The sequence below is a fragment of the Nocardia sp. NPDC060255 genome (genome assembly GCF_042727395.1).
In the GTDB taxonomy this organism is placed as follows: Bacteria; Actinomycetota; Actinomycetes; order Mycobacteriales; family Mycobacteriaceae; genus Nocardia.
Genome location: NZ_JBHXAU010000008.1, coordinates 232,455 through 259,345 on the forward strand (window position 1 = coordinate 232,455; position 26,891 = coordinate 259,345).

At 67.6% G+C, this 26,891-nt stretch carries 25 protein-coding genes; 13 read left to right on the forward strand and 12 right to left on the reverse strand.

Annotated elements, in window-relative coordinates:
* Positions 1 to 79: 79 nt before the first annotated feature.
* The 6 genes from ACFWF1_RS17790 to ACFWF1_RS17815 form a co-directional block, all read right to left on the reverse strand.
* A complete protein-coding gene (locus ACFWF1_RS17790) occupies positions 80 to 280 on the reverse strand; it encodes a hypothetical protein (protein ID WP_379288917.1) in 201 nt (66 codons plus the stop codon).
* Positions 281 to 445: 165 nt separating this feature from the next.
* Positions 446 to 1,051, reverse strand: a complete 606-nt coding sequence (locus ACFWF1_RS17795) for a DNA-binding response regulator (RefSeq protein WP_379288915.1) — start codon at positions 1,049 to 1,051, stop codon at positions 446 to 448.
* Entirely contained in the window at positions 1,048 to 2,283 is a 1,236-nt protein-coding gene (locus ACFWF1_RS17800) for a sensor histidine kinase (protein ID WP_379288913.1), read from the reverse strand. Before ACFWF1_RS17800 ends, ACFWF1_RS17795 begins: the two co-directional genes overlap by 4 nt.
* A 41-nt stretch (positions 2,284 to 2,324) precedes the next feature.
* The gene (locus ACFWF1_RS17805; protein ID WP_379288911.1) at positions 2,325 to 3,053 is read right to left on the reverse strand and encodes an ABC transporter permease; all 729 of its coding nucleotides are present in this window, start codon (positions 3,051 to 3,053) and stop codon (positions 2,325 to 2,327) included.
* A complete protein-coding gene (locus ACFWF1_RS17810) occupies positions 3,050 to 3,955 on the reverse strand; it encodes an ABC transporter ATP-binding protein (RefSeq protein ID WP_379288909.1) in 906 nt (301 codons plus the stop codon). The genes ACFWF1_RS17805 and ACFWF1_RS17810 overlap by 4 nt, the downstream gene beginning before the upstream one ends.
* Positions 3,956 to 4,311: 356 nt before the next feature.
* Complete coding sequence (locus tag ACFWF1_RS17815) at positions 4,312 to 5,151, reverse strand: LysR family transcriptional regulator (protein ID WP_379288907.1); 840 nt, start codon at positions 5,149 to 5,151, stop codon at positions 4,312 to 4,314.
* A gap of 105 nt (positions 5,152 to 5,256) precedes the next feature.
* On the opposite strand from ACFWF1_RS17815, the gene ACFWF1_RS17820 reads away from it, so the two are divergent.
* Complete coding sequence (locus ACFWF1_RS17820; RefSeq protein ID WP_379288906.1) at positions 5,257 to 5,982, forward strand: SDR family NAD(P)-dependent oxidoreductase; 726 nt, start codon at positions 5,257 to 5,259, stop codon at positions 5,980 to 5,982.
* Positions 5,983 to 6,169: 187 nt separating this feature from the next.
* On the opposite strand, the gene ACFWF1_RS17825 is transcribed toward ACFWF1_RS17820, so the two are convergent.
* From ACFWF1_RS17825 to ACFWF1_RS17835, 3 genes are all read right to left on the reverse strand, one after another.
* Entirely contained in the window at positions 6,170 to 6,481 is a 312-nt protein-coding gene (locus tag ACFWF1_RS17825; RefSeq protein WP_379289040.1) for a hypothetical protein, read from the reverse strand.
* A gap of 112 nt (positions 6,482 to 6,593) precedes the next feature.
* Positions 6,594 to 7,874, reverse strand: a complete 1,281-nt coding sequence (locus ACFWF1_RS17830) for a pentapeptide repeat-containing protein (protein ID WP_379288904.1) — start codon at positions 7,872 to 7,874, stop codon at positions 6,594 to 6,596.
* Positions 7,875 to 8,131: 257 nt separating this feature from the next.
* Positions 8,132 to 8,749 (reverse strand): TetR/AcrR family transcriptional regulator, encoded by a 618-nt coding sequence (locus ACFWF1_RS17835; protein WP_379288902.1) that lies wholly within the window; start codon positions 8,747 to 8,749, stop codon positions 8,132 to 8,134.
* Between the two features lie 80 nt (positions 8,750 to 8,829).
* Between ACFWF1_RS17835 and ACFWF1_RS17840 the strand changes: the two genes are divergently transcribed.
* The 3 genes from ACFWF1_RS17840 to ACFWF1_RS17850 all read left to right on the forward strand — a co-directional run bounded on the left by ACFWF1_RS17840 (position 8,830) and on the right by ACFWF1_RS17850 (position 12,462).
* The gene (locus ACFWF1_RS17840; protein WP_379288901.1) at positions 8,830 to 10,401 is read left to right on the forward strand and encodes an FAD-dependent monooxygenase; all 1,572 of its coding nucleotides are present in this window, start codon (positions 8,830 to 8,832) and stop codon (positions 10,399 to 10,401) included.
* Between the two features lie 11 nt (positions 10,402 to 10,412).
* Positions 10,413 to 11,432, forward strand: coding sequence for a GlxA family transcriptional regulator (locus ACFWF1_RS17845; RefSeq protein ID WP_379288900.1), 1,020 nt, complete (start codon positions 10,413 to 10,415; stop codon positions 11,430 to 11,432).
* Positions 11,433 to 11,559: 127 nt separating this feature from the next.
* Positions 11,560 to 12,462, forward strand: coding sequence for an aldo/keto reductase (locus ACFWF1_RS17850; RefSeq protein WP_379288898.1), 903 nt, complete (start codon positions 11,560 to 11,562; stop codon positions 12,460 to 12,462).
* Positions 12,463 to 12,465: 3 nt separating this feature from the next.
* Here ACFWF1_RS17850 and ACFWF1_RS17855 read toward each other — a convergent pair whose 3' ends face one another.
* Complete coding sequence (locus ACFWF1_RS17855) at positions 12,466 to 13,059, reverse strand: CAP family protein (protein WP_379288896.1); 594 nt, start codon at positions 13,057 to 13,059, stop codon at positions 12,466 to 12,468.
* Positions 13,060 to 13,431: 372 nt separating this feature from the next.
* On the opposite strand from ACFWF1_RS17855, the gene ACFWF1_RS17860 reads away from it, so the two are divergent.
* Positions 13,432 to 13,836, forward strand: coding sequence for a lipocalin/fatty-acid binding family protein (locus ACFWF1_RS17860; RefSeq protein WP_379288894.1), 405 nt, complete (start codon positions 13,432 to 13,434; stop codon positions 13,834 to 13,836).
* Between the two features lie 78 nt (positions 13,837 to 13,914).
* Here the strand turns inward: ACFWF1_RS17860 and ACFWF1_RS17865 are convergent, their stop codons facing one another.
* A complete protein-coding gene (locus tag ACFWF1_RS17865) occupies positions 13,915 to 15,120 on the reverse strand; it encodes a cytochrome P450 (protein ID WP_379288892.1) in 1,206 nt (401 codons plus the stop codon).
* A gap of 125 nt (positions 15,121 to 15,245) precedes the next feature.
* On the opposite strand from ACFWF1_RS17865, the gene ACFWF1_RS17870 reads away from it, so the two are divergent.
* From ACFWF1_RS17870 to ACFWF1_RS17880, 3 genes are all read left to right on the forward strand, one after another.
* A complete protein-coding gene (locus ACFWF1_RS17870; protein WP_379288890.1) occupies positions 15,246 to 18,419 on the forward strand; it encodes a BTAD domain-containing putative transcriptional regulator in 3,174 nt (1,057 codons plus the stop codon).
* Between the two features lie 248 nt (positions 18,420 to 18,667).
* Complete coding sequence (locus ACFWF1_RS17875) at positions 18,668 to 19,780, forward strand: serine hydrolase domain-containing protein (RefSeq protein WP_379288889.1); 1,113 nt, start codon at positions 18,668 to 18,670, stop codon at positions 19,778 to 19,780.
* A 48-nt stretch (positions 19,781 to 19,828) separates the two neighbouring features.
* Positions 19,829 to 20,464, forward strand: a complete 636-nt coding sequence (locus tag ACFWF1_RS17880; protein ID WP_379288887.1) for a hypothetical protein — start codon at positions 19,829 to 19,831, stop codon at positions 20,462 to 20,464.
* A gap of 55 nt (positions 20,465 to 20,519) precedes the next feature.
* On the opposite strand, the gene ACFWF1_RS17885 is transcribed toward ACFWF1_RS17880, so the two are convergent.
* The gene (locus ACFWF1_RS17885) at positions 20,520 to 20,852 is read right to left on the reverse strand and encodes a hypothetical protein (RefSeq protein WP_379288885.1); all 333 of its coding nucleotides are present in this window, start codon (positions 20,850 to 20,852) and stop codon (positions 20,520 to 20,522) included.
* A gap of 611 nt (positions 20,853 to 21,463) precedes the next feature.
* Here ACFWF1_RS17885 and argC point away from each other — a divergent pair.
* Genes argC through argF form a run of 5 tightly spaced genes read left to right on the forward strand, consistent with a single transcriptional unit; the run spans position 21,464 to position 26,856 of the window.
* Complete coding sequence (argC, locus tag ACFWF1_RS17890) at positions 21,464 to 22,537, forward strand: N-acetyl-gamma-glutamyl-phosphate reductase (protein WP_379288883.1); 1,074 nt, start codon at positions 21,464 to 21,466, stop codon at positions 22,535 to 22,537.
* The gene (gene argJ / locus ACFWF1_RS17895) at positions 22,534 to 23,760 is read left to right on the forward strand and encodes a bifunctional glutamate N-acetyltransferase/amino-acid acetyltransferase ArgJ (protein ID WP_379288881.1); all 1,227 of its coding nucleotides are present in this window, start codon (positions 22,534 to 22,536) and stop codon (positions 23,758 to 23,760) included. Before argC ends, argJ begins: the two co-directional genes overlap by 4 nt.
* Positions 23,757 to 24,683: an acetylglutamate kinase gene (argB, locus tag ACFWF1_RS17900; RefSeq protein WP_379288879.1), complete on the forward strand. Its 927-nt coding sequence runs from the start codon at positions 23,757 to 23,759 to the stop codon at positions 24,681 to 24,683. Before argJ ends, argB begins: the two co-directional genes overlap by 4 nt.
* Positions 24,680 to 25,903, forward strand: a complete 1,224-nt coding sequence (locus tag ACFWF1_RS17905) for an acetylornithine transaminase (RefSeq protein ID WP_379288877.1) — start codon at positions 24,680 to 24,682, stop codon at positions 25,901 to 25,903. Before argB ends, ACFWF1_RS17905 begins: the two co-directional genes overlap by 4 nt.
* Complete coding sequence (gene argF, locus ACFWF1_RS17910) at positions 25,900 to 26,856, forward strand: ornithine carbamoyltransferase (RefSeq protein WP_379288876.1); 957 nt, start codon at positions 25,900 to 25,902, stop codon at positions 26,854 to 26,856. The genes ACFWF1_RS17905 and argF overlap by 4 nt, the downstream gene beginning before the upstream one ends.
* Positions 26,857 to 26,891: the final 35 nt, after the last annotated feature.

Genomic DNA, 26,891 nt, shown 5'->3' on the forward strand with positions numbered 1-26,891 from the left:
CAACCACCACCACAACATGTTTCGACCCCCGACCAGGTGATCGCCCGCCGGACACCGAGCGAAGGGACCGAACTTGCCCTTACACCGCATCCCGCACCTGCCGCAGCCGATAGGCGACCCGCGAAATAACCCCCGCCAACATCCGCGCCCCCGACTCCAACCGCTCCAACAGGTCAACCAACTCGTCCTCGGTAGCCCGCGAAACATCGAGCCCACGCAGCCCGGCCACCGCCCGCTCCAGCGCGCTGACCTGCTCCTCAAAGGCTCCGTTCGAACGCATGTTCTAATAATAGCGCATGTTCGAAGCTTCAGTCGAGACGCTGGCTCCTGCGCCGCTTCGGCAAAGGCGACGACTCCGGCCGGGAATCGGACACGGGACGATCGTGACCGGCCACCGACTGTGGCCGAGCGAAGAGACCGGTTGATCCGCGACTATGCATGTCGGCTAGAGCCAGCCGTTGTGGCGGGCGGTGGCCGCGGCCTCGATTCGGTTGCGGGAGTGGGTTTTACCGATGGCTGCGGATAGGTAGTTGCGGACTGTGCTTTCCGACAGGTGGAGGGCGCCGGCGATGTCGGCGACTGTGGAGCCGTTGGCGGCGGCCGCCAGGACGTCACGTTCGCGGTCGGTCAGCGGGTTGGGACCGACCGATAGTGCGGCGGTGGCCAATACCGGGTCGATAACTTGCTCGCCGATCAGGATGCGGCGGATCGCGGCGACGAGGTCCTCGATGGGACCGTCCTTGGCCAGGAAGCCACTCGCGCCGTTGTCCATGGCACGACGGAGGTAGCCGGGGTGGCTGAAGGTGGTGAGGATCAGGATCTTGCAGGAGGGGAGTGCACGGCGCAGGTCGGCCGTTAGGTCCAGGCCGTTGCGGCCGGGCATCTCGATGTCCAGGACGGCGATGTCGGGGCGGGTGGTGAGGGCGGTGGGGAGCACCTCGGTGCCGTCGCCGGCCTGGCCGACGACCTCGATGTCGTGCTCCAGTCCGAGCAGCAGCGCCAGAGCTTCGCGCATCATGCCCTGGTCCTCGGCGAGCAGGACTCTGATCATGAGTCCCATTCTCGCGTGGTGAGCGGAACGGTGACGGTGACGGTGAAGCCGCCGCCTGGCGACCGACCGGCTTCGACCGTGCCTCGCGCCACGGAGATCCGCTCCCGCAATCCGTTCAGGCCGTGCCCGCCGGGGCGGGGCGGCAGCTCCGGGCGGCCGTCGTCGCGGATCTCCAGTACGGCGTCGTCGCCTTGGCGACGCAGGGTGATATCGCAGGTGTGGGCGCCGCTGTGTCTGATCACGTTGGTGACGCCTTCCCGTACGGCCCATCCGAGCAGGGCGTCGGGTTCGGGCGGGAGCGGCGGGCACCGGCGGCGGACGATGAGCTCGATTTCGGTGTCGGACAAGGCGATACAGGCGGCGTCCAGCTCGGCGGACAATCCGCGACCACGGTAACCGGTCACTGCCTGACGAACCTCGGTGAGCGCATCGCGGCCGATGTTTTCGATATCGAATGCCTGCGCGATGGCCACGGTCGGATCGCGCTCGGCGATGCGACGGACAGCCTGAGCCTTCACCACCATGATCGACAAGGTGTGCCCCAGCAGGTCGTGCAGGTCGCGAGAGAAGCGCAACCGCTCCCGCGCGACGGCGGCGTGGGCCAGCTCTGCACGCGCCTCGCCGAGCAGGCCGATAACGACGAACAGCCGCAAGATAACCGCGGTAACCAGCACCGCGCTCGCAGTGCCGGAAGACCAGCCGAAGATGGTGCCGCCCGGCGCGCCGGCCAGCCAGGGCACCACGATCGACAGCATTGTGGGACCGCCCACCAGGATCAGCAGGGGCAGGTCCAGGCCATCGAACTTGGTGGGCACCTGTCCGGCGACCACCCCGGCGGCCACGCCCAGCAGGGGGAAGACCGAATACCAGCCCTGCCCGAAGGCGAACGTCGTGGCCGCCGTGGCCGCCGTCATCCCCGCAAGCAGCGCCAGCGGTACTCGCATGGGACGGCGGCCGTCGAACACGGTGATCACCACCGCCGTGTACAGCACGGTCAGCAACAGCAGAGAAGGCACAGTCAGCCACAGCGCCCTCGGGTCCGCTCCCAGCCGTGCGGCCGGGATCAGCAGAAAGGCCGTCCACACCCAGAACGCGCTGCGGCTGGGGCCGTTGCGGTCGATCCGCTCCAGATCGAGTTTCGGGCGGCGTGGTGGCACATCGGCTCGCCACCTCGCCGACAGGACCGGCCGCAGTCGGGGACGGCTCACCAGCCGGTCACCTCGTTCACTCACGACAGCGTATCCGGGAGAACGGAATACGCTGTCGCAACAGGTCACGCCGGACGGGTCGAACGGCGATAGGCGTAGGTGGCGAAGGCCACGAACAGCGCTGCCCAGGCCGCCAGCACCGCGATCGTGCCGACAGAGGGCGGGTGGCCGCCGATCACCTGCCAGGACAACTGCCCATAGCGGTTGACGGGAGTGGTTTCGGCGATGTCTGCCAGCCAGGTGGGGAACTCGGCGATCGGGAACCAGAGGCCGCCGAGCAGTGACAGGCCCATATAGCAGGTCAAGCCGGCCATCTGCGCCTGCTGGGCGGTCAGCAGATAGCCCACACCGGTGCCGAGCACCGCCATGGGCGCGATCCCCAGCCACAGCAGCGCGAGCACGGCAACCCACTGACCAGCAGACAGCGATACCCCGTTTATCAGGGCAGCGGCCAGGCACACCGCCAGGATCGGCGGCAGGGACACCGCCATCGCACACAGCGTCCGGCCCAGCACGGCGTCGGTGGGGCGCATCGGCAGCAGCCGGAGCTGCCGGATCCAGCCCAGTGGCTTGTCCTCGGCGATCGCGACACCGTTGGTCATCACCGCGCCGACCGCGCCGAAGGCCGCCATGCCGACCATCGAGTAGGGATCGGCGTGGTTGCCCTGGCCGGTCAGGTGAAGGCTGGTGAACACCAGATACATGGTCAGCGGCGAGATCAGGGTCATGATCAGATAGCCGGGATCGCGCAGGATCCGCATCATCTCCAGCCGCGCGTACGCCCCGATCGTCATCGGATGGCCTCCCTGCTGGTCAGGGTGAGGAATGCTTCCTCCAAGCTGGCGCCAACGACCTCGAGGTTGCGTAGCAGGCCGGCCTCGGCCAACGCCAGCACGGTAGCGTCGGCATCGGTGGTGTGCAGGTGGACGCGAGAGCCGCGTGTCTCGCTGCCGACCACGCCAGGCAGCGCGTCGAGAACCGGTGCCGGGGATGTGAATTCGATGCTGACCCGGCGGCCAGGCACCCGTTCTTTGATCTGTTCACTCGTCCCCTCAGCGATCACGCGACCTCGGTCGATGACGACGATCCGGTCAGCGTGATCGTCCGCCTCGTCCAGGTAGTGGGTCGAAAACAGCACCGTGGCTCCACGTTCGGTGTAGGACCGGATATTCGCCCACAGCTCACGCCGCGATTCGATGTCCAGGCCGGTCGTCGGCTCGTCCAAGATGATCAGGTCCGGTGCCCCCGCGACCGCGATCGCCAACCGCACCCGCTGCGCCTGGCCGCCCGAGAGCCGGTCCGCGCGCCGCCCTGCCAGCTCGGTGAGCTGCGCTGTGTCCATGAGCTCGGCCAGCGAACCCACCGGTCGGCGCCGCGCGTACGTTCGGTGCACGAAGCCGACCAACTCCCGCACAGTCACCCCCGGGATCAGGCGGCCGCTCTGCGGTACGGCGCCGATCCGGCCGTCACGTACGGCCCGTTCCGGCGTGGCGCCGAGTACCGAGATCGTGCCGCCATCCGGCGGGATCAGGCCGAGCAGCATGCCGATCACGGTGGACTTGCCGGCACCGTTGGGCCCCAGCAGCGCGACGGTCTGCCCCCGCGCCAGACGCAGGTCGAGACCGCACACCGCCCGCACCGCTCCATAACTTTTGGTGACGCCGGCGAATATCACGGCGTCGCTCTCATTTCGCACCTCTACAACGCTACGAAGCGCACGCAGGCCATGCGTAGAGCCGACCATCCGGTCTTGCCTAGTACAAATGTCCTCTCCCCAGGACCCACACCCGTCAGCGCCGGGCCCATCGCCCGTGTCCCGCAACGCATCCCGTTCTCACCGCCGCGATCGCACACACCGATCGCCGCTGAGTCGGACCCGTCGCGGACGAAGCTACGGTCCCTCCCGAACAGCCCGGAACCAGCAGCGGGCGGTGGGTCGGGCAGCTGAAGGTGATCGGGAGCCGCCATGCGCGTTTCCAAGGGCCGCCGTGGCGGTCTTGGATGATTGTTCTGAGCCGCAACGGTTTTGGCTCGCCAGTGTCGCGGTATCGGCTATAGGCGTATTGCGGTGCGGACGAGGTCGGCGACGGCTATGGATCTGCTGTGCGGTGGCCAGGCGATGACGGTTGTGACTGCTGGGGCGTCGGGTACCGGCACGATGGCGTGTGTGGCGCGTAAGTGAGTTCCGGCGGACTCGGGAATGACCGCACAGGTCCGGCCGAGCGCGATCAGCTGGGTCAGCTGGGTGTGGTCGCGAACCGGTGGGCCGGGGCCGTCCGGATAGCTTCCATCCGGTCGAGGCCAGCGCGGCAAGGGTAGGTCGGTCAAGGCGGAGACTTCAGTTAAAGACATACGCGCCCGGTTGGCGAGGGGGTGGCCCGCGGGCAGGACCACGACTTGCTGTTCGGTGTGCAGGTCCTCGGTGTCGAATCCGGCCGTGGTGTCGAAGGGGCGGTGCAGCAGGGCAACGTCGGCGCGGCCGTCACGCAGGAGCTTTTCCTGTTCGCCGGGTCCGCACAGCAGCACTTCGACGGCGACGGCGCCCGGTTCGGCGGCGTAGGCGTCGAGCAGTTTCGACAACAGTTCGCTGGACGCTCCGGCCTTCGTCGCCAGCACTATGCCCGGCCGGTCGGCAGCGGCGCGTCGAGTGCGGCGCTCCGCGGCTTCGACCGCGTCCAGCGCGGCCCGGGCCTCCCGCAGCAACACCGACCCGGCCTCGGTCAAAGCGATTGCGCGCGAGTTGCGGTGCAGCAGAACGACTCCGAGCCGCCGTTCGAGCTGCTGGATCGCCCGGGACAGCGGTGGTTGCGCGATCGCAAGCCGTTGTGCCGCCCGCCCGAAGTGCAACTCCTCGGCGACGGCGACGAAATATCGCATCTCTCGCGTCTCCACCAGGTCATGATATCCGGCGATGACCACGGCCAATACCCGCACGGTATCGCCGCCTACCCGGTCGGTCTTGGACGCGCACCCAGGCGCAGGATCAGGATCGAAGGTATGAGTACACAGACGATCGCGCTGGTGACCGGCGCGAACAAAGGAATCGGATACGAGATCGCGGCGGGCCTAGGTGCGCTTGGCTGGCGAATCGGTGTGGGTGCGCGGGATTCGCAACGCCGCGACACCGCGGTGGAGAAGCTACGGGCGGCCGGAGTCGATGCGTTCGGTGTACCGCTCGACGTAACCGACGATGCGAGCGTGGCCGCCGCAGCCGATCTCATCGCCGATCGAGCCGGCGGCCTCGACGTCCTCGTCAACAATGCGGCGATCACCGGCGGTATGCCGCAGGCGCCGACCACGGTCGATCCCGCGACCGTGCGAGCTGCCGTGGAAACCAACGTGATCGGCGTCATCCGCGTCACCAACGCGATGCTGCCCTTGCTGCGCGGCTCGGCATCACCGCGAATTGTGAACATGTCCAGCAGCGTCGGCTCACTCACCCTGCAGACCAGGCCCGGTACCGAGACCGGTCCGATTTCCGCCGCGTACTCGGCGTCGAAGACCTTCCTCAACGCCGTCACCATCCAATACGCAAAAGAACTGCGCGACACCAACATCCTGATCAACTGCGGCTGCCCCGGTTTCACCGCAACAGACCTCAACGGTTTCCGTGGCGTCCGCACCCCCGAACAGGGTGCCGCAATCGCGATCCACCTCGCGACCCTCCCCAACGACGGACCGACCGGCGAATTCTTCGACGACGCCGGAACAGTGCCCTGGTGACAGGCGCACCGGCGAAAAATGGAGGCCCCGCTAGCTTCTGAGCTCAATCGGTCAGGTGTCGATGGACCGTTAATGAACGGTCCATCTCCGAACATCACCGGCCGCGCGGATCTATCCCGCGTGCGCGTGAGTCTGGTCCCTGTCCAGCACCGCCGCGCTCGACACCGGGTGCGTAGCCCGGTTTCGTCTATCCGCTGGCAGTGGTAACAGTTTCCCCGCGCAATCCGACGATTTCGAGCGGATCTTGAACCCTCACTATTCCCCGTTCGATTCTGGATGCAACGGCGGGTCCGGCGGACACGAGGGTGTAAGCGCGGGCGAGTGTTTCCAGCGCTGTGGCTGCCTGCCCGGCGGAGTTCTCCGCGACTCGCTGGGCTTCCTGGCCGATGGCCTGCAACAGTTTGTCGCGGGTATCTGTGGCGGCAGGGGTCTCGATCACGGTGGCCGCTGGAATCTCGCCCAGGTCAGTCACTTCGGGTGTGGCTTGCTCATCGGACATGGCGTTGCCTTCTCACCGGTCGGCCCGATACCGACCCGAACGACATCGTCCCACGCCGGACGGTTAGATATCTCGAAATGAACACTGGGGCAATGTAATTGGCCGTTAGCGCTTATGCCGCAGGGTTTGGTGGCCAATCTTGCGGTTCTACGTTGGCAGGCTTCTGGGTTAGGTCCTGGTCCCAGTCGAATACCGGCGCGGGTGGGCCCCACTGCTTCGGGTTCGCGAACGAGATGGGTTTGGTTCCGAAGTTGACGCCCACGAACCGGGCGGTGCCGGAGAACGTCGCGCCGTTGAACAAGGCGGGTCCGGAGAATGTTGTGCTCTCGAACCGGGTGGTGTCGGAGAACGTCGTGCGCTCGAACCAGACACCGGAGGAGAACGTCGTGTGTTCGAATCCGGCGGCGCCGGTGAACGTCGCGTCCTCGAATTGGGTGATATCGGAGAATTTCGCGCTCCCGAATTTGGTGGGGCCGGAGAACGTTGTGCGCTCGAATCGGGTAATGGCGGAGAACCTCGCGCCTCCGAACCAGGTCGTGCCGGAGAAACTCACGCCGCCGAATTCGGTGGGGCCGGAGAATGTCGTGCGCTCGAACCAGGCGTCGCCGGAGAACGTCGCATCCTCGAACCGGGTGGTGCCGGAGAACCTCGCCTCCCCGAACCGGGTGGTGCCGGAGAACGTCGTGTTCTCGAACAAGCAGGCGCCAGCGAACGTCACGCTACTGAAGTCCGGGGTTTCGAGGTGTGCGGTGCGGAAGTCGAAATCGTTTGCCGACCAGCTGTATTCGGCCGTGGGGCGTAGGTGCTGGACGATGACGCGGACGATGGTCTTGCGGACTTCGCGGTCGTTCTGCCGGTATTCGATGTGTTCTTCGGTTTCCGGCCGTAGCTGCCCGTGCTCGACGCGAGGTGCTTTGACCACGAGTTTGGTGCGTCCGCTTGCTCCGTGGCCGGGGTCGTAGGGCAGGCGCAGATACCCGCACAGCACATCGATGCACTGCTGGCGACGTAGCCCGCGCGACTCGTCGGCGACAGCGGCCATCGCGTACACCCCCGCGATGCGGACCGCGACATCGGCCGCGCCGAGCTGCGCGGCCGCGGCACCGAAACGCTCCACGAACCGCCCCTGCTCGATATCGCGCTGACGGCGGTAGGCCACCACAAGAGCGACGACACCACCAGCACCTGCCACGACGGTCAGCGAGAGCTTGGTGACGTCGATCGGCGCGGCCAAAGCAGTTGTGCTGGTGTCGATGAACCGATGCAGAACCCACTGCGCGGTCACCGCTAGCACGAACCCGAGCAGCAACGCGATCGCGATCGACCAGAACAACCCGACCGCCGCCACCCGCCGCACGATCACCGCACCACCCCGACGCACCCTGCCCGTCATCGCCCGATTGTCGCCGAAAGATCAACCAGCAGCAGCCACTTCGCCCAAGTCCACGATGCCGGGCACCCGGCAGACGGCCCATCGGCAACGCGGCGACTACCCGTGCCCCATCGAGCAGCAGGTCTTCAGTCGAACCGGCCGCACAATCCTCTTCCTGCACGAACCGGTCGAGTGACGTGACCTCGGGTGCTGATCGAGCTGCCGCCGACACTGGGATTACCGAACTGTGTATCGAAAGTATTGCGGCCGAATCGGATTCAGCTCTGCTGATCGCGTCCGCTGGGCCGGACCAGCGGCAGGAAAATGCTATCGATGATGTCCTCGATATCCGCGTCGTTCATCGGCTGCATCGTCATGAAGATGTGGTGGCGCAGGAGATCGACGGGCAGTGCGCGCAGCCGCGGGGTGAGCCTGGCCGGGTCGATCTCGCCGCGTTCGGCCGCTGCCGCCAGGATCTCGTCGACCACGTTCGGCCGATGCCTGCTCAGTGAGATCTCGCGCAGGTCGGCGAGGGTCGCGCCGGTTTCCTGGTAGTAGCCGCCCAGCTGCACGCCCATCACGGTCGCGAGATCGAGGCGGGAGTCGTTGAGTTCGCGCAGCAGGGCGATGAGGTCTCCGCGCAGGGTTCCGGTGTGTGGTGTCGTGATCGGTCGCATCCGGCCGGCGTGCGCGATGGTGGCGTGCAGCATCTCGTGCCGGCCCGACCAGCGCCGGGCCAGGACCGGGCGGCTGGTCCCGGCGCGGACGGCGACGGCTTCGAGGGTGAACCCGGCGTAGCCGTGCTCGCGCAGCACGGCCCAGGCGGCGTCGAGCAGCGCTTCCTCCAGGGCCGCGCCGCGGCGGCGTTGAACCGGGTGATCCTCATTAAGACGCACTTGTGCATCTTATCAGGCCACAGTACCCTCGATTTCATAAGATGCAGATGCGCATCTAAAGGCTGCTCGTGGAGGAAGTCATGAACGCACACAACATGATTCGGACCGAAGTCCTCGTCGTCGGCGCCGGGCCGGTGGGTCTCACCCTCGCCTGCGATCTTGTCCGCCGCGGCGTGGCCTGTCACGTCATCGAACGCGCGGACGCACCCAGCCGCGCCTCCAAAGCCAAAGGGATCCAGTCACGTTCGCTCGAGGTGCTCGATGATCTCGGCGCCGTGGACTACATCGTGCGACAGGGCATCGCGGAGCTGCCGGTGCGCTTCCACGATCCGTCTGGCGCCACGGTCGATCGCCCGCCGAACACCGTCCCGGCCGCGCCCCACTTCCACACCCCCTACCCCAACATGCTCTGGATCGGGCAATTCGATGTCGAGCACGCGCTGCGCGAACGGCTGTATCAGCTGGGCGGCGCGATCGAATACGGCGCGGAAGCGATTGCCCTGAAACAGGATTCGGACCACGTGGCGGTGACTGTGCGAACCGCGGCGGGGGAGCGCACCGTCGGGGCCCGCTATGCCGTCGGCGCGGACGGCGGCAAGAGTACCGTCCGCCACCTGATCGATCTGCCACTGAACGGCGAGACTCGCGACACCGAGCGCTGGTATCTCGGCGATGTCACCGTCCCCGGACTGCCGCGTGACCGCATCCACGTCTTCACCTCGGGCTCCGGCATGCTGATCCTCACACCCCTGCCCACCGCCGATATCTGGCAGTTCCAGAACCGCATCCCCGACGATGCGGACCCGGCCGAGCCGTCGCTCGAGCTATACCAGCGCCTGCTCGACGACCGCAATGCCGGCCTCACCCTCGCGAGCGCGACCTGGCTCTCGATCTACCGGGTGAACATCCGCATGGTCGACGACTACCGCCGCGGCCGGGTACTGCTGGCCGGCGACGCCGCGCACGTGCATTCGCCCGCCGGCGGACAGGGCATGAACACCGGCATCCAGGACGCCTACAACCTCGGCTGGAAGCTGGGCGCGGTGATCGCGGGCGCGGCCCCGGACCTGCTGGACAGCTATGCCGCCGAACGCATTCCGGTCGCCCGGACCGTATTGGAACTCAGCACGCAGCGGTTGGACAGCGTCACCGGCGGCGCGAACGGCGACATAGGGCAGGTGGCCGACGGGCTGTCCAAGCTCGCCGACAGCACACTGACCACCGGGCTCGGCATCCACTACGGCGATCGCGCCGCCGCCCACGGCGACCCGCGTCCGGTCGCCGGTGACCGCGCCCCGAACGCCACCGGGTTGCGCGGCCCTGACGGCACGCTCGGGCTGTTCGACCTGACCCGCGGTCCGCAGTGGACCCTGCTCGCCTTCGACATCGACAGCGGCGCGCAGGATCTCATCGAGAGCCTCGAATCCGACCAGCTGCACGGGTACCGGATCACCAGCACCCCCGGCGACGGAATCTTCGACGAGGACGGCGAATTCGAGCAGCTCTATGCGCCCGCGCCCGGCGAACTGATACTCATCCGGCCGGACGGCTACCTCGCCGACCGCGTGACCGGCACGGATTCGAACCCGGAGAACAGCGTGCGCGCATTGCTGCGGTCGCTGCCCGCATCGCCGGTGCGCAGCGCGGGATAGGGTACGAACTCGTGCGGGAAAAGGTTGTGCTGCCATCGAGGGCGGCGCATCGGGTCGCGGTCCTGAGTTTCGATGGTGTCGGGGCGTTCGAGGTGGCGGTGGCGGTGCAGGTCTTCGCCTCGGCGAACGATCTCGCGGGCACTGAACTCTACGAGGTCGCCGTGGCCGGGCCGGACGGGCCGACGGTCACCCGGACCGGGCACGCCAGCAGCTACGCGCTGCTCCCGGACCGGACGCTGGCGTGGGCCGAGTCGGCGCACACCGTCGTCGTGCCCGCTGCCCCAACGGTTTACGCCCCGCAACCGGAAGTCGCCGCGGCCATGCTGCGGGCACGGGCCAACGGTGCCCGCGTTGTCGCACTGTGCCTGGGCACGCTCCTCGTAGCCGCGACCGGTCTGCTCGACGGCCGCCAAGCGACCACCCATTGGCACTGGGCCGACCAACTCGCCACCGCCCACCCGAAGATCCACGTCCACCCCGAGCGTCTGTTCGTCGCGGACGGTGAGATCTTCACCTCCGGTGGCGGCACCGCGGCAATGGACCTGCTCCTGCATCTGATCGAATCCGACCACGGCTCGGCGCTCGCGACCGAGGTCGCCCGGTTCCTGGTCGCGCCGATCCGCCGTGACGGCGACCAGGCCCAGCGGGCGGGCTGGGACGTACCCGCCCCGCCCCGCTCCCTGATCGACACCTTGTACTGGGCCGAGGACCATCTCGCCGAGACCCTGACCGTCGCCATGCTCGCCCAGCACGCCGGGATGAGCCTGCGCACCTTCGCACGGCAGTGTCGCGACGTGCTGGGTATCCCTCCGATCGAATGGCTGCACCGAGCCCGGGTCCGGCGTGCCCAAGAGTTGTTGCAACGCACCACCTGGACCGTGCAACGCGTCGCCGAAGCCAGCGGTTTCGGCTCCGAATCGGCATTGCGTTATCACTTCACCAGACTCGCCGAGCTGCCCCCGGGCGAGTACCGCAGCCGGTTCGGCGCTGCGCGGGGCAAGCGGCCCGCGACGGAGCACGTGGTGACCTGATCTTCCATCGATGGCACCGGAGTGGCGTGCGCGGCGCGACCGATGACGTCGACGGTGGCCTGATGTTGAACATCTGTGGCCGATAACAAGGCAGCGCATTCCTGGTGCGGTGCTCGAGAATTCGATCATGACTGACGCACTGACCACGATCGGTACCGCGGGCGAGGTCGAACTCGGCGGCAAAAAGGTGTTCCGGATGGCGTTCGGCGCCATGCGCCTGGGCGATCCCATGATCTGGGGGCCACCGGCGGACCGGGACCACTCGATCCGAGTGGCCCGGCGCGCAATCGAACTCGGTGTCAACCACATCGACACCGCCGACAGCTACGGACTCGGGACAGTCGAGGACATCCTGCGTGCGGCCCTGCACCCGTACCCGGACCAGCTGCTCATCGCCACGAAGGTCGGACAGGTGCAGCCGCGGCCCCTCGAATGGGTGCCGGTCGGCCACCCGGCCCTGCTGCGTCACCAGTGCGAGATGAGCCTGCGCCGGCTCGGCGTGGACCGGATCGACCTGCTCTACCTGCACCGCGCCGACCCGAACGTGCCGTTCGCCGACCAGGTGGGCACGATGCGAGAGTTGCAGCAGGAGGGCAAGATCGGGCACTTCGGTCTCTCGGAGGTCACGGTCGAGCAGATCGAAGCCGCGCGTTCGATCATCGACGTCGCCGCCGTCCAGAACATCTACAACCTGACCGTCCGCGGCTGGGACGCCGTCATCGACTACTGCACCCGCGAACGCATCCCGTTCGTGGCCTGGTGGCCGGTGATGAGCGGCGCCCTCGCGCAACCCGGCGGTGTCGTCGCCGAGATCGCGGCACAAACCGGATCAACGCCGACTCAGGTCGCCTTGGCCTGGTTGCTGGCCCGCTCCGACATGCTCTGCCCGATCCCAGGTACGTCCTCGATCGCCCACCTCGAGGACAACGTCGCGGCGGCCACATTACGTCTGACCGACGAGCAGATCGCCGCCCTCACGGCCGCAGGCACATCGGACGGCGACTTCACCGGACCGTATGTCGTCGGGTGACGTTCACTGCTGGGCAGGAACGTTGTCCTTGTACTTGCCGCCATAATTTCCTGAGGGTGAGTAGCTGCACAATACGTAGCTCTCGCCGGCCCAATTGGTGCCCTTGCCCGACGCGCGAGCGCATCCGAGCTCGGTCGAGCTTTTCCACACCACTTGGGTGAATTCCTCAGTGCGGCGCTGGTGGCCTTCCTCGCCGAAGCGGTAGTTGTCCACCTCGCTGTACCAAGCCTGCACGGCGTCACCGCAGGCGTAGTTGTATCCAGGGGTATTAGTGGCTTTCCAGCTGATGTTCTCGCCGAAACCGGAGTCTTGGTTGCCTTGATAGCCCGCCGTCAGCCCTTCCTCCATGCTGAGTTCCTGGACGCGTTTCTTGGCGTGGGCGACCAGCTTGGGCGAAATTGTCATCGCTGGCACGCCGTGGCGTTCGCGGAGCTGGTTGTGCTTGGCCAAACACTCTGATTGAAAGTCGTCATCGGTGGTGTCGGGAAATGCTGGACGTGCCAAGGCCGGACCGGCAGATCCGATCATCAAACTCACCACCACCACACCGGTTGCCGCTCCGATGGAATACCGCTTCAATGCACCTGATTCAGTCACGGACCTCTCCCAGTCTCGTTGTGTCGATGGTCGGTCAGTTCGTTCCCGGCGACGGCGATACCGCGAGGCGTCCGGCCCGAGAGGGTATTCGAAGCGGTGAACGTTCCAGATGGGATCGAACACGTTCGCGGTGTGGCATGGACTGAGCTCGACCAGAGTGGGCGAGTCGCCTTATCGACCCGAGCAGGTGCGGGGCCATGCACCTGGAAGTCGCGTCCGCGAGTGGTGTTGGACGGCAGGTGGTTTCAGGCTCTACCGGCGTGATCACTTGGAGTGCAACTATTTCCACCCGGTAGGGGGTCGCTGTCGTAGATCATGGGGGAGGCGACGATCGGTCAGGGTGTCGCACGTTGATCACGATGAAGGAGACTCATGGGATCCCCAGCTTTCTACGATTTCTCCGGTATCTACGAGGTGGCCAGCAGCGACAAGTACGAGGAGTACCTCGACGCCATAGACGCCGACGCCACCACCCGGGCCGCGGCATCGGCCCAGCTGAAGATCAAGCAGGAGGGCGACCACTACACGCTGACGACCAGCACGCCCACCGGGACGACCGTCTCGCAATTCACTCTCGGCCAGGAGTATGTCGAGTCCGATGACCAAGGTCGCAGTATAAAAGGGATCTGCCGCCGCGACGGGAACCGAATCATCCAGCAGCTCAAGCGGGACAAGGTCGAAATGACCGTCGTCCGCACCCTCGATGGCGAGACCCTCACGGCGGTGTTCCACAGTGGCAATACCACCGCCAATCGGAGTTACAGACGCCTTGCCTGACGCGTAAACATCACAGTCGAGCGGGCCCGCGGGACACCGAGGGGCCCGCTCGATGGCAGTGCGATACGACAGGTCCTTTCACCAGGTGACGGGCAGTGCGTGGACGCCGTAGATGTTCATGTCGGTCCTGAGTTTCACCTCGTCCGCGGGTACGGCGAGCTCGAGCGACGGGAAGCGACGCACCAATCCCGCGAAACCGGCGCGCATTTCGATGCGAGCCAACTGCTGGCCGAGGCAGGTGTGGATGCCGTGACCGAAGGACAGGTGACCGCGGGCCTTGCGATGCAGGTCCAGGGTGTCGGGATGGTCGAAGCGCTGCGGGTCGTGGTTGGCGGCCAGCAGTGAGACGACGATGGTCGATCCCTCGGTGATCGTTTCGCCGCCGAGTTCGATGTCCTCGGTGGCGTAGCGGTAGAAGATGTCGGCGACCGAGAGGTAGCGCAGGAGTTCCTCGACGGCATCGGGCACCAGTTCGAGGTCGGCGCGCAGCTCGGCCAGCTGCTCGGGATGCTCGAGCAGCGCGAAAGTGCCGAGCGCCAACATGTTTGCGGTGGTCTCGTGGCCGGCGAGCAGCAGCAGGAAGGCCATGCCGACGAGTTCCTCGATGCTGAGGTCGTCGTTGCGGGCCAGGTCGGACAGGATGTCGTCGCCGGGTTCGGCGCGCTTGCGGGTGACCAGTTCGGCGAGGTAGCCGGTCATCGCGCCGTAGGCGGCCATCTTCTCCTCGAGCGGCTGTTCCTTGACCAGGAACTTGGCGGAATTGACCTGGAAGGTATCCCGGTCCTCGTATGGGACGCCGAGCATTTCGCAGATCACCAGCGAGGGCACCGGCAGCGCGAACTCCTTGACCAGGTCGACGGGCGGGGTCAGCCGCGCCATCTCGTCCAGTTGCCGCTCGGTGATCTCGATGATGTGTTCTTCGAGCTGCCGCATCCGCCGGACGGTGAAGGTGCCGGTGAGCAGGCGCCGCAACCGGGTGTGGTCGGGCGGGTCCATCGCGATGAACAAGCCCGGGATCTGCGGGGACGGTTCGGTGACCGGCGGCATGTCGGAGATGTCCTCCAAGGTGTGCAGGATGCCGATGTCCTGGCGGGAGCTGAACCGGGTGTCGCCCATGAGCCGGCGGACCGCTTCGTAGCCGGTGACGATCCAGCCCTGGTGACCGTCGGGGAAGACGATCGGGCTGACCGGGCGCGCGTCGCGCAGCTCGGTGATCTGGCTCGGCGGGTCGAACGGGCTCGCATCGCGCTCGGTGGGCAGGCCGTGGGGGACTGTTTGCGTCATCGGGTTTCCTATCAGTGGCTGTGGTGACCACAGTCATCGCCGGGCCTGACACCGGCCTGTCACGGCCCTGACACCGGCCATAAGCACTGGGAGCGCACCCGATCGCCCATGGCAGGATCAGTCAGGTGCAGATCGGGATACTGGGACCATTCGAAATTCGCACGGCCGACGGCGCTGTGGCCGACGTGCCGGGCGCGCGGCTGCGCGGGCTGGTCGCCGCCCTCGCGCTCGAAGCTGGTCACGCGGTCCCGAAGGCGACGCTGATCGACTGGATCTGGGGCGAACAGCCGCCCGCCGACGCGGCGAATGCCTTGCAGCGCTTGGTTTCCCGGCTGCGCAAGGCGTTGCCGGACGGGTCGGTCGATGGTCAGCCGGACGGCTACCGGCTACGGGTGGAACCCGACGACGTCGACGCCGTGCGGTTCGAACGCCTCATCGCCAAGGCCCGCAACGACGAGGACCAAGGGGTGCGGCGGCTGCGCGAGGCCCTCGCGCTGTGGCGCGGTGCGGCCATGCAGGACGTCGGTCTGCTGGAGAGTGGCGCGTTCGACGCGGCGGTCACCCGGCTCGAGGGGCTGCGGCTGACGGCCATGGAGGAGCGGTTCGACGGTGAGATCAGCCTCGGCCACGGCGCGGACCTGGTCACCGAACTCACCGATCTCGTTGCCGCGCACCCGGTGCGCGAACGGCTGGTGGCCGCGTTGATGCGGGCCCTCGTCGCGAGCGGTCGCGACACCGAGGCGCTGCTCGCGTACGAGCGCATGCGCGAAACCCTCGCCGACGAGCTGGGCGTCGACCCGTCACCGGAGCTGGCCGCGTTGCACGTCGCGCTGCTGCGCGGCGAGCTGGGACGGCGGGAGGAGAACCGCAAGACCAACCTGCGCGCCGAACTGGCCAGCTATGTCGGCAAGGACGCCGATGTCGCCGCGGTCCGCGACCTCGTCGCCGACCATCGGCTCACCACGCTGATCGGGCCGGGCGGCTCAGGGAAGACCAGACTCTCGACGGAGACCGCGCGCACGCTGGTCGACGACCTGCCGGACGGAGTCTGGGTGGTCGAACTCGCGGCCATCGGCGCCGACGGCGCCGCGGGAGTCGAAGGCAACGGCAACAACATCGCGCAGGCGACGCTGTCCACCCTGAAACTGCGCGACGCACTGCTCAGCGACGCGGCCGACGTCGAGCCGACGGACCGGGTCGTCGCCGCGATCCGCGACCGGTCGATGCTGCTCATTCTGGACAACTGCGAGCACGTGATCGAGTCCGCGGCGACCTTCGCCCACCGGGTGCTCGGCGAGTGCAGGCGGGTGCGGATCCTCGCGACCAGCCGGGAACCCCTCGGCATCACCGGCGAGGCACTGTGGCCGGTGCTGCCGCTGGTCCTGCCTGCGGAAGACGCCGACCCCGCCGACATCGAGGCGGCTCCGGCCATTCGGTTGCTGCGCGATCGAGCGAGCGCGGTGAGCCGGGACCTCGCGACCGACGCGGACACGGTGGCAACGATGATGCGCGTCTGCCGGGCTTTGGACGGGATGCCGCTGGCCATCGAACTTGCCGCAGCCAGATTGCGCACCATGTCGCTCGATCAGCTCGCCCACCGCCTCGACGACCGGTTCCGCCTGCTGACCGGCGGCAGCCGGACCGCGCTGCCGCGGCACAAGACGCTGCGCGCGGTGGTCGACTGGAGCTGGGAGCTGCTCACCGACGCCGAACGCGTTGTGCTGCGCAGGCTTTCGGTGTTCTCCGGCGGAGCGAGCCTGGAAGCGGCCGAACGAGTCTGTGCGAGTGGGGCCGACACCGAAGTCGACCAGGATCAGGTGGACGAGTTGCTCACCGCGCTGGTCGAGAAATCGCTGCTGGTCGCCGCGGGCGACAGCGCGCCGCGCTACCGAATGCTCGGCACCATCAAGGAATACGCCGAGCAGCGGCTCACGGAGGCAGGCGAATCGGATCTGGCCCGCCAGGCGCATTTGACCTACTTCACCGAACTCACCGAGACCGCCGAGCCGCACCTGCGCCGCGCCGAGCAACTGGCCTGGCTCGCCGTACTCGAGGCCGAGCACGACAACATCGCCGCTGCCATGCGCGGTGCCCTCGCGGCAGGTGACGCGGCCGGAGCGATGCGGCTCGCCGCCGGTGCGGGCTGGTACTGGTGGCTAGGCGGCCACAAGCTCGAGGGCAATGAGCTGATCATGGCCGCCGCGGCCCTGCCCGGCGAGGTGCCCGACGAGACCAAGGCCTGGGTGTACGCGCTCGTCGTGCAGTTCGTGACCTCCGGTCAGCAGAGCGACGAACACCAGGCGGCGGAGTGGATCCACCAGGCTTACGAGATCAGCCAGCGGGCGCGCGACCACCACCCGGCGCTCGGCTTGATCGCCCCGCTCGAACGCATGCTGCGACACCCGGGCGAGGTCTTGGCCGCGTGGGAACCCTCGCTGGACGACAACGATCCCTGGGTGCGCGCACTGACCCGGCTGCAGCTGGGCAAGATGCGGATCCAGCTCGGCCAGGGCGGACAGGAGGCGGACGACTATCTCCGGTTGGCGCTCAACGAGTTCCGGGCACTCGGCGAACGATTCGGCATGTCGTTCGCGCTGACCGAACTGGCGAATCGGATCGCGACGCGCGGCGAGTTCGCGGCCGCGGTCGAGTATTACGAGCAGGCGATCACCGTCGTCACCGAGGTCGGCGCCATCGAGGACGTCGCGCCGATGCGCTCGCGGCAGGCCCAATTGTCTTGGCTACTCGGCGATCTGGAGTCCAGTGCGGCCGCCATGGCCGAGGCGCAGCGGGTAGCCGAACGCGTCGCCTGGCCGGACGCGCTGGCCGAGCTGGCGCTGTCGAAGGCCGAGCTCGCGCGGTGGAGCGGCGATACCGAGCAGGCCTACGGGCAGCTCGCCGTCGCCCGAGCGCTGCTCGGCGACGACGGCAAGCGGGCCATCGTCCGGTCGATGGTCGAAACGTTGCTCGGCTATCTGGCCGAGGATCTCGACGAAGCCAGGGAGCACGGCGCCGCGGCGTGTCGAGCGGCGTCGGAGGCTGGGCATCCGCTGCTGATCGCCCAGGTGCTCGTCGGGATCGCGGATCTCGCGCTGCGCGAACAACAGTACGAGCAGGCGGCCCGGCTGCTCGCGGCGAGCGCGGGCATGCGCGGCCTGCCGGATCGTTCGCAACCGGATGTGGCCCGCATCGAGCAGGCCGCCCGAAGCCACCTCGGCGACGCGGCGTTCGCGGAGGCGGCTCGGGCGGGCACAGAAACCAGCTGGAGCGAGTTGGTCGCGGTCACGCTCGCTTCGTGAAAGTGGCGCAGGCCCACGGGCATCCGACGCGCTGCTGACGTCGATCGCGGCGCGCACCGCCTTGGCCTCGGTCGCGACGTCGCGGCCCGCGACGCGGACCGTTCCGCCGTCGGCCTTCAGCAACTGACCCCGGCCTGTCACGGCGCTGTTTGACGGTGTCATCGGCCGCGTCAGCGCGGTGACGGTGCCGTGTCAGCGCGGGTGGCGATTGTTGGTCTCATCGAACGGCAGACCAGAGATGAGGAACCATGACAATCGACACCACACCGGCCATCACGACGGACGCTCGGCGGCAACAGCTCATTCAGGAGATCGTCGATTCCGGTTACGCCGGGGTGCAGCTGCGGGTGCAGGACGAGCGGGGCGAGTGGGTCGGCAGCGCCGGGGTGAGCAAGCTCGGCGAGAGCGCCGCACCGTCGACGGATGGACTGTTCCGGGTCGGTAGCAACACCAAGACCTTCGTCGCGACCGTTGTCCTGCAGCTGGTGGCCGAGGGCACGATCGGGCTGGACGATCCGGCCGCCGACCACCTGCCCCAGTTCGAGCTGGACCGGCGGATCACGGTGCGAATGTTGTTGCAGCACACCAGCGGAGTGTTCAACTTCACCGGCGAGTACTACCCCGACGGCACGATCGTGCCGGGGATCCCGTGGCAGGGGCAGGAGTGGGTGGACAACCTGTTCCACAGCTATCAGCCGGAGGAACTGGTGCGGCTGGCGTTGTCCAAGCCCGCGCGGTTCGAGCCCGGCACCGACTGGAGCTACTCCAACACCAATTACGTGCTGGTCAGGTTGCTGATCGAGCACGTCACCGGCCGCTCACTGGCGGCGGAGATGCAGCGGCTGATCTTCGATCCGCTCGGACTGACCGGCACCGTGGTGCCGGACTTCCAGACCGAGATCCCCGAGCCGCACGCGCACGGCTACTACCCGTACCAGGACGGCGACGAGTGGAAGATGGTCGACACCTCCAGCATGAACCCGTCCTGGATCTCCGCGGGCGGTGACATGATCTCGACCACCCGGGATCTGCAGACCTTCATTTCCGCGCTGATGAGCGGAAAGCTCTTGCCTGCTTCGCTTTTGGCGGAGATGCGGACACCGCACGCGACCGGTCTGCCGAAAAACGAGTACGGGCTCGGGCTGTTCATCGAGGAGACGGACGGCGGCGACATCCTCTATACCCACAACGGCGGTCTCTTCGGTTGGGCGGCACTGATGTACAGCACGGCCGACGGCAGCAAGACCATGACCGCCTCGCTGACCGCCGGAGACGCTCAGCTCGACTTCGTCGCCATGTCCGCGTTGTTCCAGCAGGCGAAGCAGCGGCTCGTCGACGAGGTGTTCGGCGTGCAGGCCTGATCGTAATCACTTCATAACCAACACATTTCACAGTCGAGGAGTACAGCCATGCCTACCTACCAGACCCCGGAACCGATCGCCGTCACCGTCGAGGTGCCCGCCGGGACCGTCCAGGTCATCGCGTCGGATCGCACCGACACCTATGTCGAGGTCCGGCCGACCGATGAGTCCAAGAAAGCCGACGTGCGCGTCGCCGCGCAGACCAAGGTCGATTTCGCCGCGGGCACATTGACTGTGCGGACGCCGACCGGGTGGCGGACGTACTCCCCGCTGGGTGGCAACCCGTCGATCGAGGTGATCATCGAGGTGCCCACCGGTTCCCGGCTGAAAGCGACTGCCGGACTTGGCCAGTTGCTGGTGACCGGCGAACTCGGTGAGTCCGTCCTGGAGATCGCCGCGGGTGACATCTCCATCGAGAGTCCGCGGGGCCCGGTGACCGCGAAGGTCGCCAAGGGCGATATCCGCGTCGGCGACGCGTCGCGCGGCGTGCTCCGGCTGGAAACGTCCACGGGCGAGCTCGAGGTCGGTATTCGGCCGGGCAGTGCGGCCCGGCTGGAAACCAACGCCCTGTCCGGCACCGTGCAGAACCTGATGGCACCGGTCGACCCGTCGGCCGAGACCGTGCACGTGTACGCGCGAAACTCGTTCGGCAACATCATCATCCGGCACGCCACCGCGGTGTGATCCGCGAACGTCCACCTCCTCCAGTGCGCGGGTGGAGGAGGTGGACGGCGTGAGGTTACTTGCGGAACTTCACCGAGCGGAATTCGACGTCGCGCTCATGCTTGCCGGGCGCCATCGCGTTCACGACCTTGCCGTCGCAGTCGTCGCCGCGGAAGAGTTCGGCAACGCGATTGGTCTTGTTCTCGGCGAAACCCTTGCCTTCGATGCGGTAGCAGCGGTCGTTCTTGGGATCTTCGAGCCGCTGGCGGTCGCCGTGGTGGGTGTAGATGAAACTACCCTTGGCCTCCAGGGTGCCCGGATCGGTATCGGCATGAGCGGTGGTAGCTCCGCCGAGAGCCAATGCGAGAACCGCGCCGGCCGCAGCGAGAGCGCCTCCGAGGTGTTTCATGATCTGCCTTTCGTAGAGCCTTACCCACGTATCTCGTGAAACGTGGTCGCTCCCGGGCACCTTGTGGGTCGCGCCGGGGGTTTGTCTTGGCCTGGCCAGTCGACGTCGACGGCATCGAGCGTAGCAAGTTCCGCACTGGGGAAATCGATCAAATCTGTTGTGCCACAGTGGAATACGTAAAAATTGAAACACCGCCAGATGGGCGTGCGAGAGCCGCGGGGGCGTCGAGTCGGAAGATGACGCGCGGCAACGGAGCCGATCATGAAATAGCTCTCCACGCCGAGAGGCGGCGTCGTTCCTACGCTGTGGGTCTTGCCCGCACGGGGCTCGAAATGCCCACTGGCTCAATGGGATTTCTCCCATCGGTCATGCTAACAACTTGCCTTCGCGAAGGTTCCCCAGTCGTCGGGTGGGTGCGCGTCCCCGGCGGCGCCGTGTGACGAAGGCCGCTGCGGCGGTCGGTGGGCAACTGCGATCACGTCGGCTTGGTTAATCTCGACGCGTGGCAGTGGCGTGTGAGCGCGGTGTGACGCGGGGCTCAGATGGCCATCAGGGGATGGCTGGAGACCCCACCGGGTGAATGAGATTGCATAGTCGTGCATAATCATCACATGGTTGATTCGGTGCACGCGCCGGAGCCAGGCGCGCCCGCGTTGCGGGTCGCGGTGGCCGGGGCGAGTGGGTACGCGGGCGGGGAAGTGTTGCGGCTGCTGCTGGGGCATCCGGCGTATCGAGCCGGACGCCTGGAGATCGGGGCGCTGACGGCGGGGGCCAATGCCGGGGCCCTGCTCGGGGAGTTGCAGCCGCATCTGCTGCCGCTGGCGGACCGGGTGCTCGCGCCGACGAGCGCCGAGGAGCTGGCGGGGCACGATGTGGTATTCCTCGGGCTGCCGCACGGGGCGTCCGCGGCCATCGCGGAGCAGCTGCCCGCCTCGACGGTGATCATCGACTGCGGTGCCGATTTCCGCCTGACCGACGCGCGGGCGTGGGAGAAGTACTACGGAAGCAAGCATGCGGGCAGCTGGCCGTACGGGCTGCCCGAGCTGCCCGGCGGCCGCGAGAAACTGCGCGGCGCCAGCCGGATCGCGGTGCCCGGCTGCTATCCGACCGTGGCCAGCCTCGCGCTCGCACCGGCCATCGCGGCGGGGATCATCGAGCCGCGGGTGAATGTCGTTGCGGTGAGCGGAACCTCGGGCGCGGGCCGCAAGCTCGACGTCGGCCTGCTCGGCTCCGAGGTGATGGGCTCGGCGCGGGCCTACGGCATCGCGGGCGCGCACCGGCACACCCCGGAGATCACCCAGAACCTGTCCGCGGCGGGCGGTATCGACGTCGCCGTGTCGTTCACCCCGGTGCTCGCGCCGATGCCGCGCGGCATCCTGGCGACCTGCACCGCACCGACCGCGGTGGACGCTGCCCAGGCCCGCGCGGTTTACGAAAAAGCCTATGCCGACGAACCTTTCGTGCACCTGCTGCCGGAAGGCATGCTGCCGCAGACCGGTGCGGTCCTCGGCTCCAACGCCGTCACCCTGCAGGTGGCGGTGGATGCCGACGCGGGCTTGCTCGTGGTGATCGGCGCGATCGACAACTTGACCAAAGGCACCGCGGGCGCCGCGGTGCAATCCATGAACCTGGCCGTCGGATTCGACGAGACCGCAGGACTTTCCACCGTAGGAGTGGCACCGTGACGACATCCGCTGCGACATCGACCGAGACCGGCAAGCTGGTACGGAACCAGGGCGTGACGGGGCCGCTCGGCTTCCGCGCAGCCGGTATCGCAGCTGGCATCAAGGCGAGCGGGAAGCCGGACCTGGCACTGGTTTTCAACGAGGGCCCGGAATACGCCGCGGCGGGCGTCTTCACCCGCAACAAGGTGAAGGCCGCCCCGGTGCTGTGGTCACAGCAGGTGCTGTCCGGCGGCCGCCTGCGCGCGGTGATCCTCAACTCCGGCGGCGCCAACGCGTGCACCGGCCCCGGCGGCTTCCAGGACACGCATAAGACCGCCGAGGAACTCGCTGCCGCACTGAGCAATTGGGGATCCGAGACCGGCGCGGGCGAGATCGCCGTCTGCTCGACCGGCCTGATCGGCGACCGGCTGCCGATGGACAAGCTGGTGCCCGCGATCACCGAGATCGTGCACGAGATGGGCGGCGGCCTGTCCGGCGGTCTCGACGCGGCGCACGCCATCATGACCACCGACACGGTGCCGAAGGAAGCCGCCTTCCATCACCACGACAAGTGGAACGTCGGCGGCATGGCCAAGGGCGCGGGCATGCTCGCCCCCTCGCTGGCCACCATGCTCGTGGTGCTGACCACCGACGCCGCCGTCACCGCCGACCAACTGGACCAGGCGCTGCGCAACGCGACCGGCCGCACCTTCGACCGGCTCGACGTCGACGGCTCCTGCTCCACCAACGACACCGTGCTGCTGCTGGCCAACGGCGCCAGCGAGGTCACCCCGAGTCAGGCCGACCTCGACGCCGCCGTCCTCGCGGTCTGCGACGACCTGGCCGCCCAGCTGATGGGCGACGCCGAGGGCGTCACCAAGCGGGTGCTGGTCACCGTCGCGGGCGCGGTCAGCGAGGAGGAGGCGGTGGCCGCCGCGCGCACCGTGGCCCGCGACAGTCTGGTCAAGACAGCGCTTTTCGGCTCCGACCCGAACTGGGGTCGGGTGCTCGCCGCGGTCGGCATGGCGCCGGTCACCCTGGACCCGAACCGGATCTCGGTGTCGTTCAACGGGAATCCGGTCTGTATCGACGGTGTCGGCGCGCCCGGCGCCCGCGACGTCGACCTGTCCGGGATGGACATCGAGGTCCGCATCGACCTGAATGTCGGTACCGCGCAGGCCACCATCCGCACCACCGACCTCTCGCACGGCTATGTCGAAGAGAATTCGGCCTACAGCTCATGACGGGCCAACTGCACGAAGACCTTTCGGCACTGGACAAGGCGCACATCCTCGCCGACGCGCTGCCCTGGCTGCAGAAGTTCCGGGACAAGATCGTCGTGGTGAAGTTCGGCGGCAACGCCATGGTCGACCCGGACCTCGAGCGCGCCTTCGCCGCCGACATGGCCTTCCTGCGCACCGTCGGCGTGCATCCGGTGGTGGTGCACGGCGGCGGCCCGCAGATCAGCGCGATGCTGAAAAAGCTCGGCCTGGAAGGCGAATTCCGCGGCGGTTTCCGGGTAACCACGCCGGAGGTGATGGATGTCGTGCGGATGGTGCTGTTCGGTCAGGTCGGGCGCGAGCTGGTCGGGCTGATCAACGCGCACGGCCCGTACGCGGTCGGCATCTCCGGTGAGGACGCCGGACTGTTCACCGCGACGCGGCGCACCGTCGAGGTCAACGGCGAGCCGACCGACATCGGCCTGGTCGGCGACGTCACCTCGGTCAACCCGGACGCGGTGCTCGACCTCATCGCCGCGGGCCGCATCCCGGTGGTCTCCACCATCGCCCCGGACGTGGACGGCGTGGTGCACAACATCAACGCCGACACCGCCGCCGCCGCGCTCGCCGAGGGCATCGGCGCCGAGAAACTCGTGGTGCTGACCGACGTCGAGGGCCTCTACACCGACTGGCCGGACCGCTCGTCGCTGATCACCCGCATCGATACCTCGGCACTCGCGGAATTGCTGCCGCGCCTGGACGCGGGCATGGTGCCGAAGATGGAAGCCTGCCTGCGCGCGGTGCAGGGCGGGGTGCCGACGGCGCACGTCATCGACGGCCGCGTGCCGCACGCCATGCTGCTGGAACTGTTCACCGGAGAAGGAATCGGAACGATGGTGACGCCGTCCTCGAATGGGGCAGGCTCGCTGGACGGAACGAAAAAATGAGCGAAGACCAAGACCTCCAGACGCGGTGGACCGCCGCGATGATGAACAACTACGGCACCCCGAAGCTCGCGCTGGTGCGCGGCGCGGGCGCGGTGGTCTACGACGCGGACGGCAACCGCTACGTCGACTTCCTCGGCGGCATCGCGGTCAACAGCCTCGGCCACGCGCACCCGGCCATCCTGGCCGCGGTCACCGAGCAGCTCGGCACGCTCGGGCACACCTCGAATCTCTACATCAACCAACCGACCGTCGAACTGGCCGAGCGGCTGCTCGCGCACTTCGGCGACGGCTCCTCCGAATCCGGGCACAGCGGGCGGGCCTTCTTCTGCAACTCGGGCACCGAGGCCAACGAGGCCGCGTTCAAGATCGCGCGGCTGACCGGCCGGCGCAAGATCGTCGCCTGCGAGGAGGCGTTCCACGGCCGGACCATGGGCGCGCTCGCGCTCACCGGGCAGGCGGCCAAGCGGACGCCGTTCGAGCCGATGCCCGCGGGCGTCGTGCACGTGCCTTACGGTGACGCCGCGGCTCTGGAAGCTGTGGTCGACGAGGACACCGCCGCGGTGTTCCTGGAGCCGATGATGGGGGAGAGCGGCGTCGTCGTGCCGCCGATCGACTACCTGGTCAAGGCTCGCGAGATCACCGCGAAGCACGGCGCGCTGCTGATCCTCGACGAGGTGCAGACCGGCATCGGCCGGACCGGAAAGTTCTACGCGCACCAGGCCGTTGGCATCGTGCCCGACGTGATCACCCTGGCCAAGGGCCTCGGCGGCGGGCTGCCGATCGGCGCGGTGCTGGCCACCGGCCGGGCCGCCGAACTGCTCACTCCCGGCCTGCACGGCACCACCTTCGGCGGCAATCCGGTCTGCGCGGCGGCCGCGCTCGCGGTGCTACGCACCATCGACGACGAGGATCTGCTCGCGCACGTGGAGTCGGTCGGCAAGCGGCTCGCCGACGGCATCGAACTGCTGGCGCATCCGCTGATCGATCACGTGCGCGGGGCAGGGCTGCTGCTCGGCGTCGTGCTCACCGACGATGCCGCCGCCCATGTCGAGGCGCGCGCCCGGGCGGCCGGATACCTGGTGAATCCGGCCAAGCCCAACGTGATTCGGCTCGCGCCGCCGCTGATCCTCACCGAAACCCAGGCCGACAACTTCGTCGCCGATCTGCCGGAAATCCTGGACGCGGCGACCCAAGATGCGAAGGAGGCTGCGGCGCAATGACTTCAGCACAGCACGCGGTACGGCACTTCCTCCGCGACGACGACGTGAGCCCGGCCGAACAGGCCGAAATCCTCACCCTCGCGGCCGAACTCAAGCAGGCGCCGTTCTCCCAGCGTCCGCTGGAGGGGCCGCGCGGCGTCGGGGTGATCTTCGAGAAGAACTCCACCCGCACCCGGTTCTCCTTCGAGGTGGGTATCGCCCAGCTCGGCGGGCACGCGGTGGTGGTGGACGGGCGCGACACCCAGCTCGGTCGCGAGGAAACCCTCGGCGACACCGGAACGGTGCTTTCCCGCTATGTCGACGCGATCGTGTGGCGCACCTTCGAGCAGTCCCGGCTCGACGAAATGGCGGTGACGGCAACGGTTCCCGTGGTGAACGCGCTGTCCAACGAATTCCACCCGTGCCAGGTGCTCGCCGATCTGCAAACGCTCGCCGAGCGCAAGGGCAGCCTGGTGGGCCGCAACCTCGCCTACTTCGGTGACGGCGCGAACAACATGGCGCACTCGCTGCTGCTGGGTGGCGTCACCGCCGGGTTGAACGTAACCATCGCCTCGCCCGCTGGTTTCGAGCCGGTGCCGTGGATCCTGGAGGCCGCGCGTAAGCGGGCCGCCGAGACCGGCGCCACCATCATGCTGACCGGCGACCCGATCGCCGCGGCCGACGGCGCGGACGCGTTGGTGACCGACACTTGGACATCGATGGGCCAGGAGAACGACGGCCTCGACCGCGTCGGCCCGTTCCGCCCGTTCCAGGTGAACAGCCAGCTGCTCGCGCAGGCACAACCGGATGCCGTTGTGCTGCACTGCCTACCGGCGCATCGTGGTGAGGAGGTCACCGACGAAGTTCTCGACGGTCCGCACAGTGTGGTGTGGGACGAGGCGGAGAATCGGTTGCATGCACAGAAGGCGCTGCTGGTGTGGTTGCTGGCCAAGCGAAGTGACGGTGCGGCGTGAGCGAGCGTCAGCGAGAATTCCGCGTGCGCTCGATG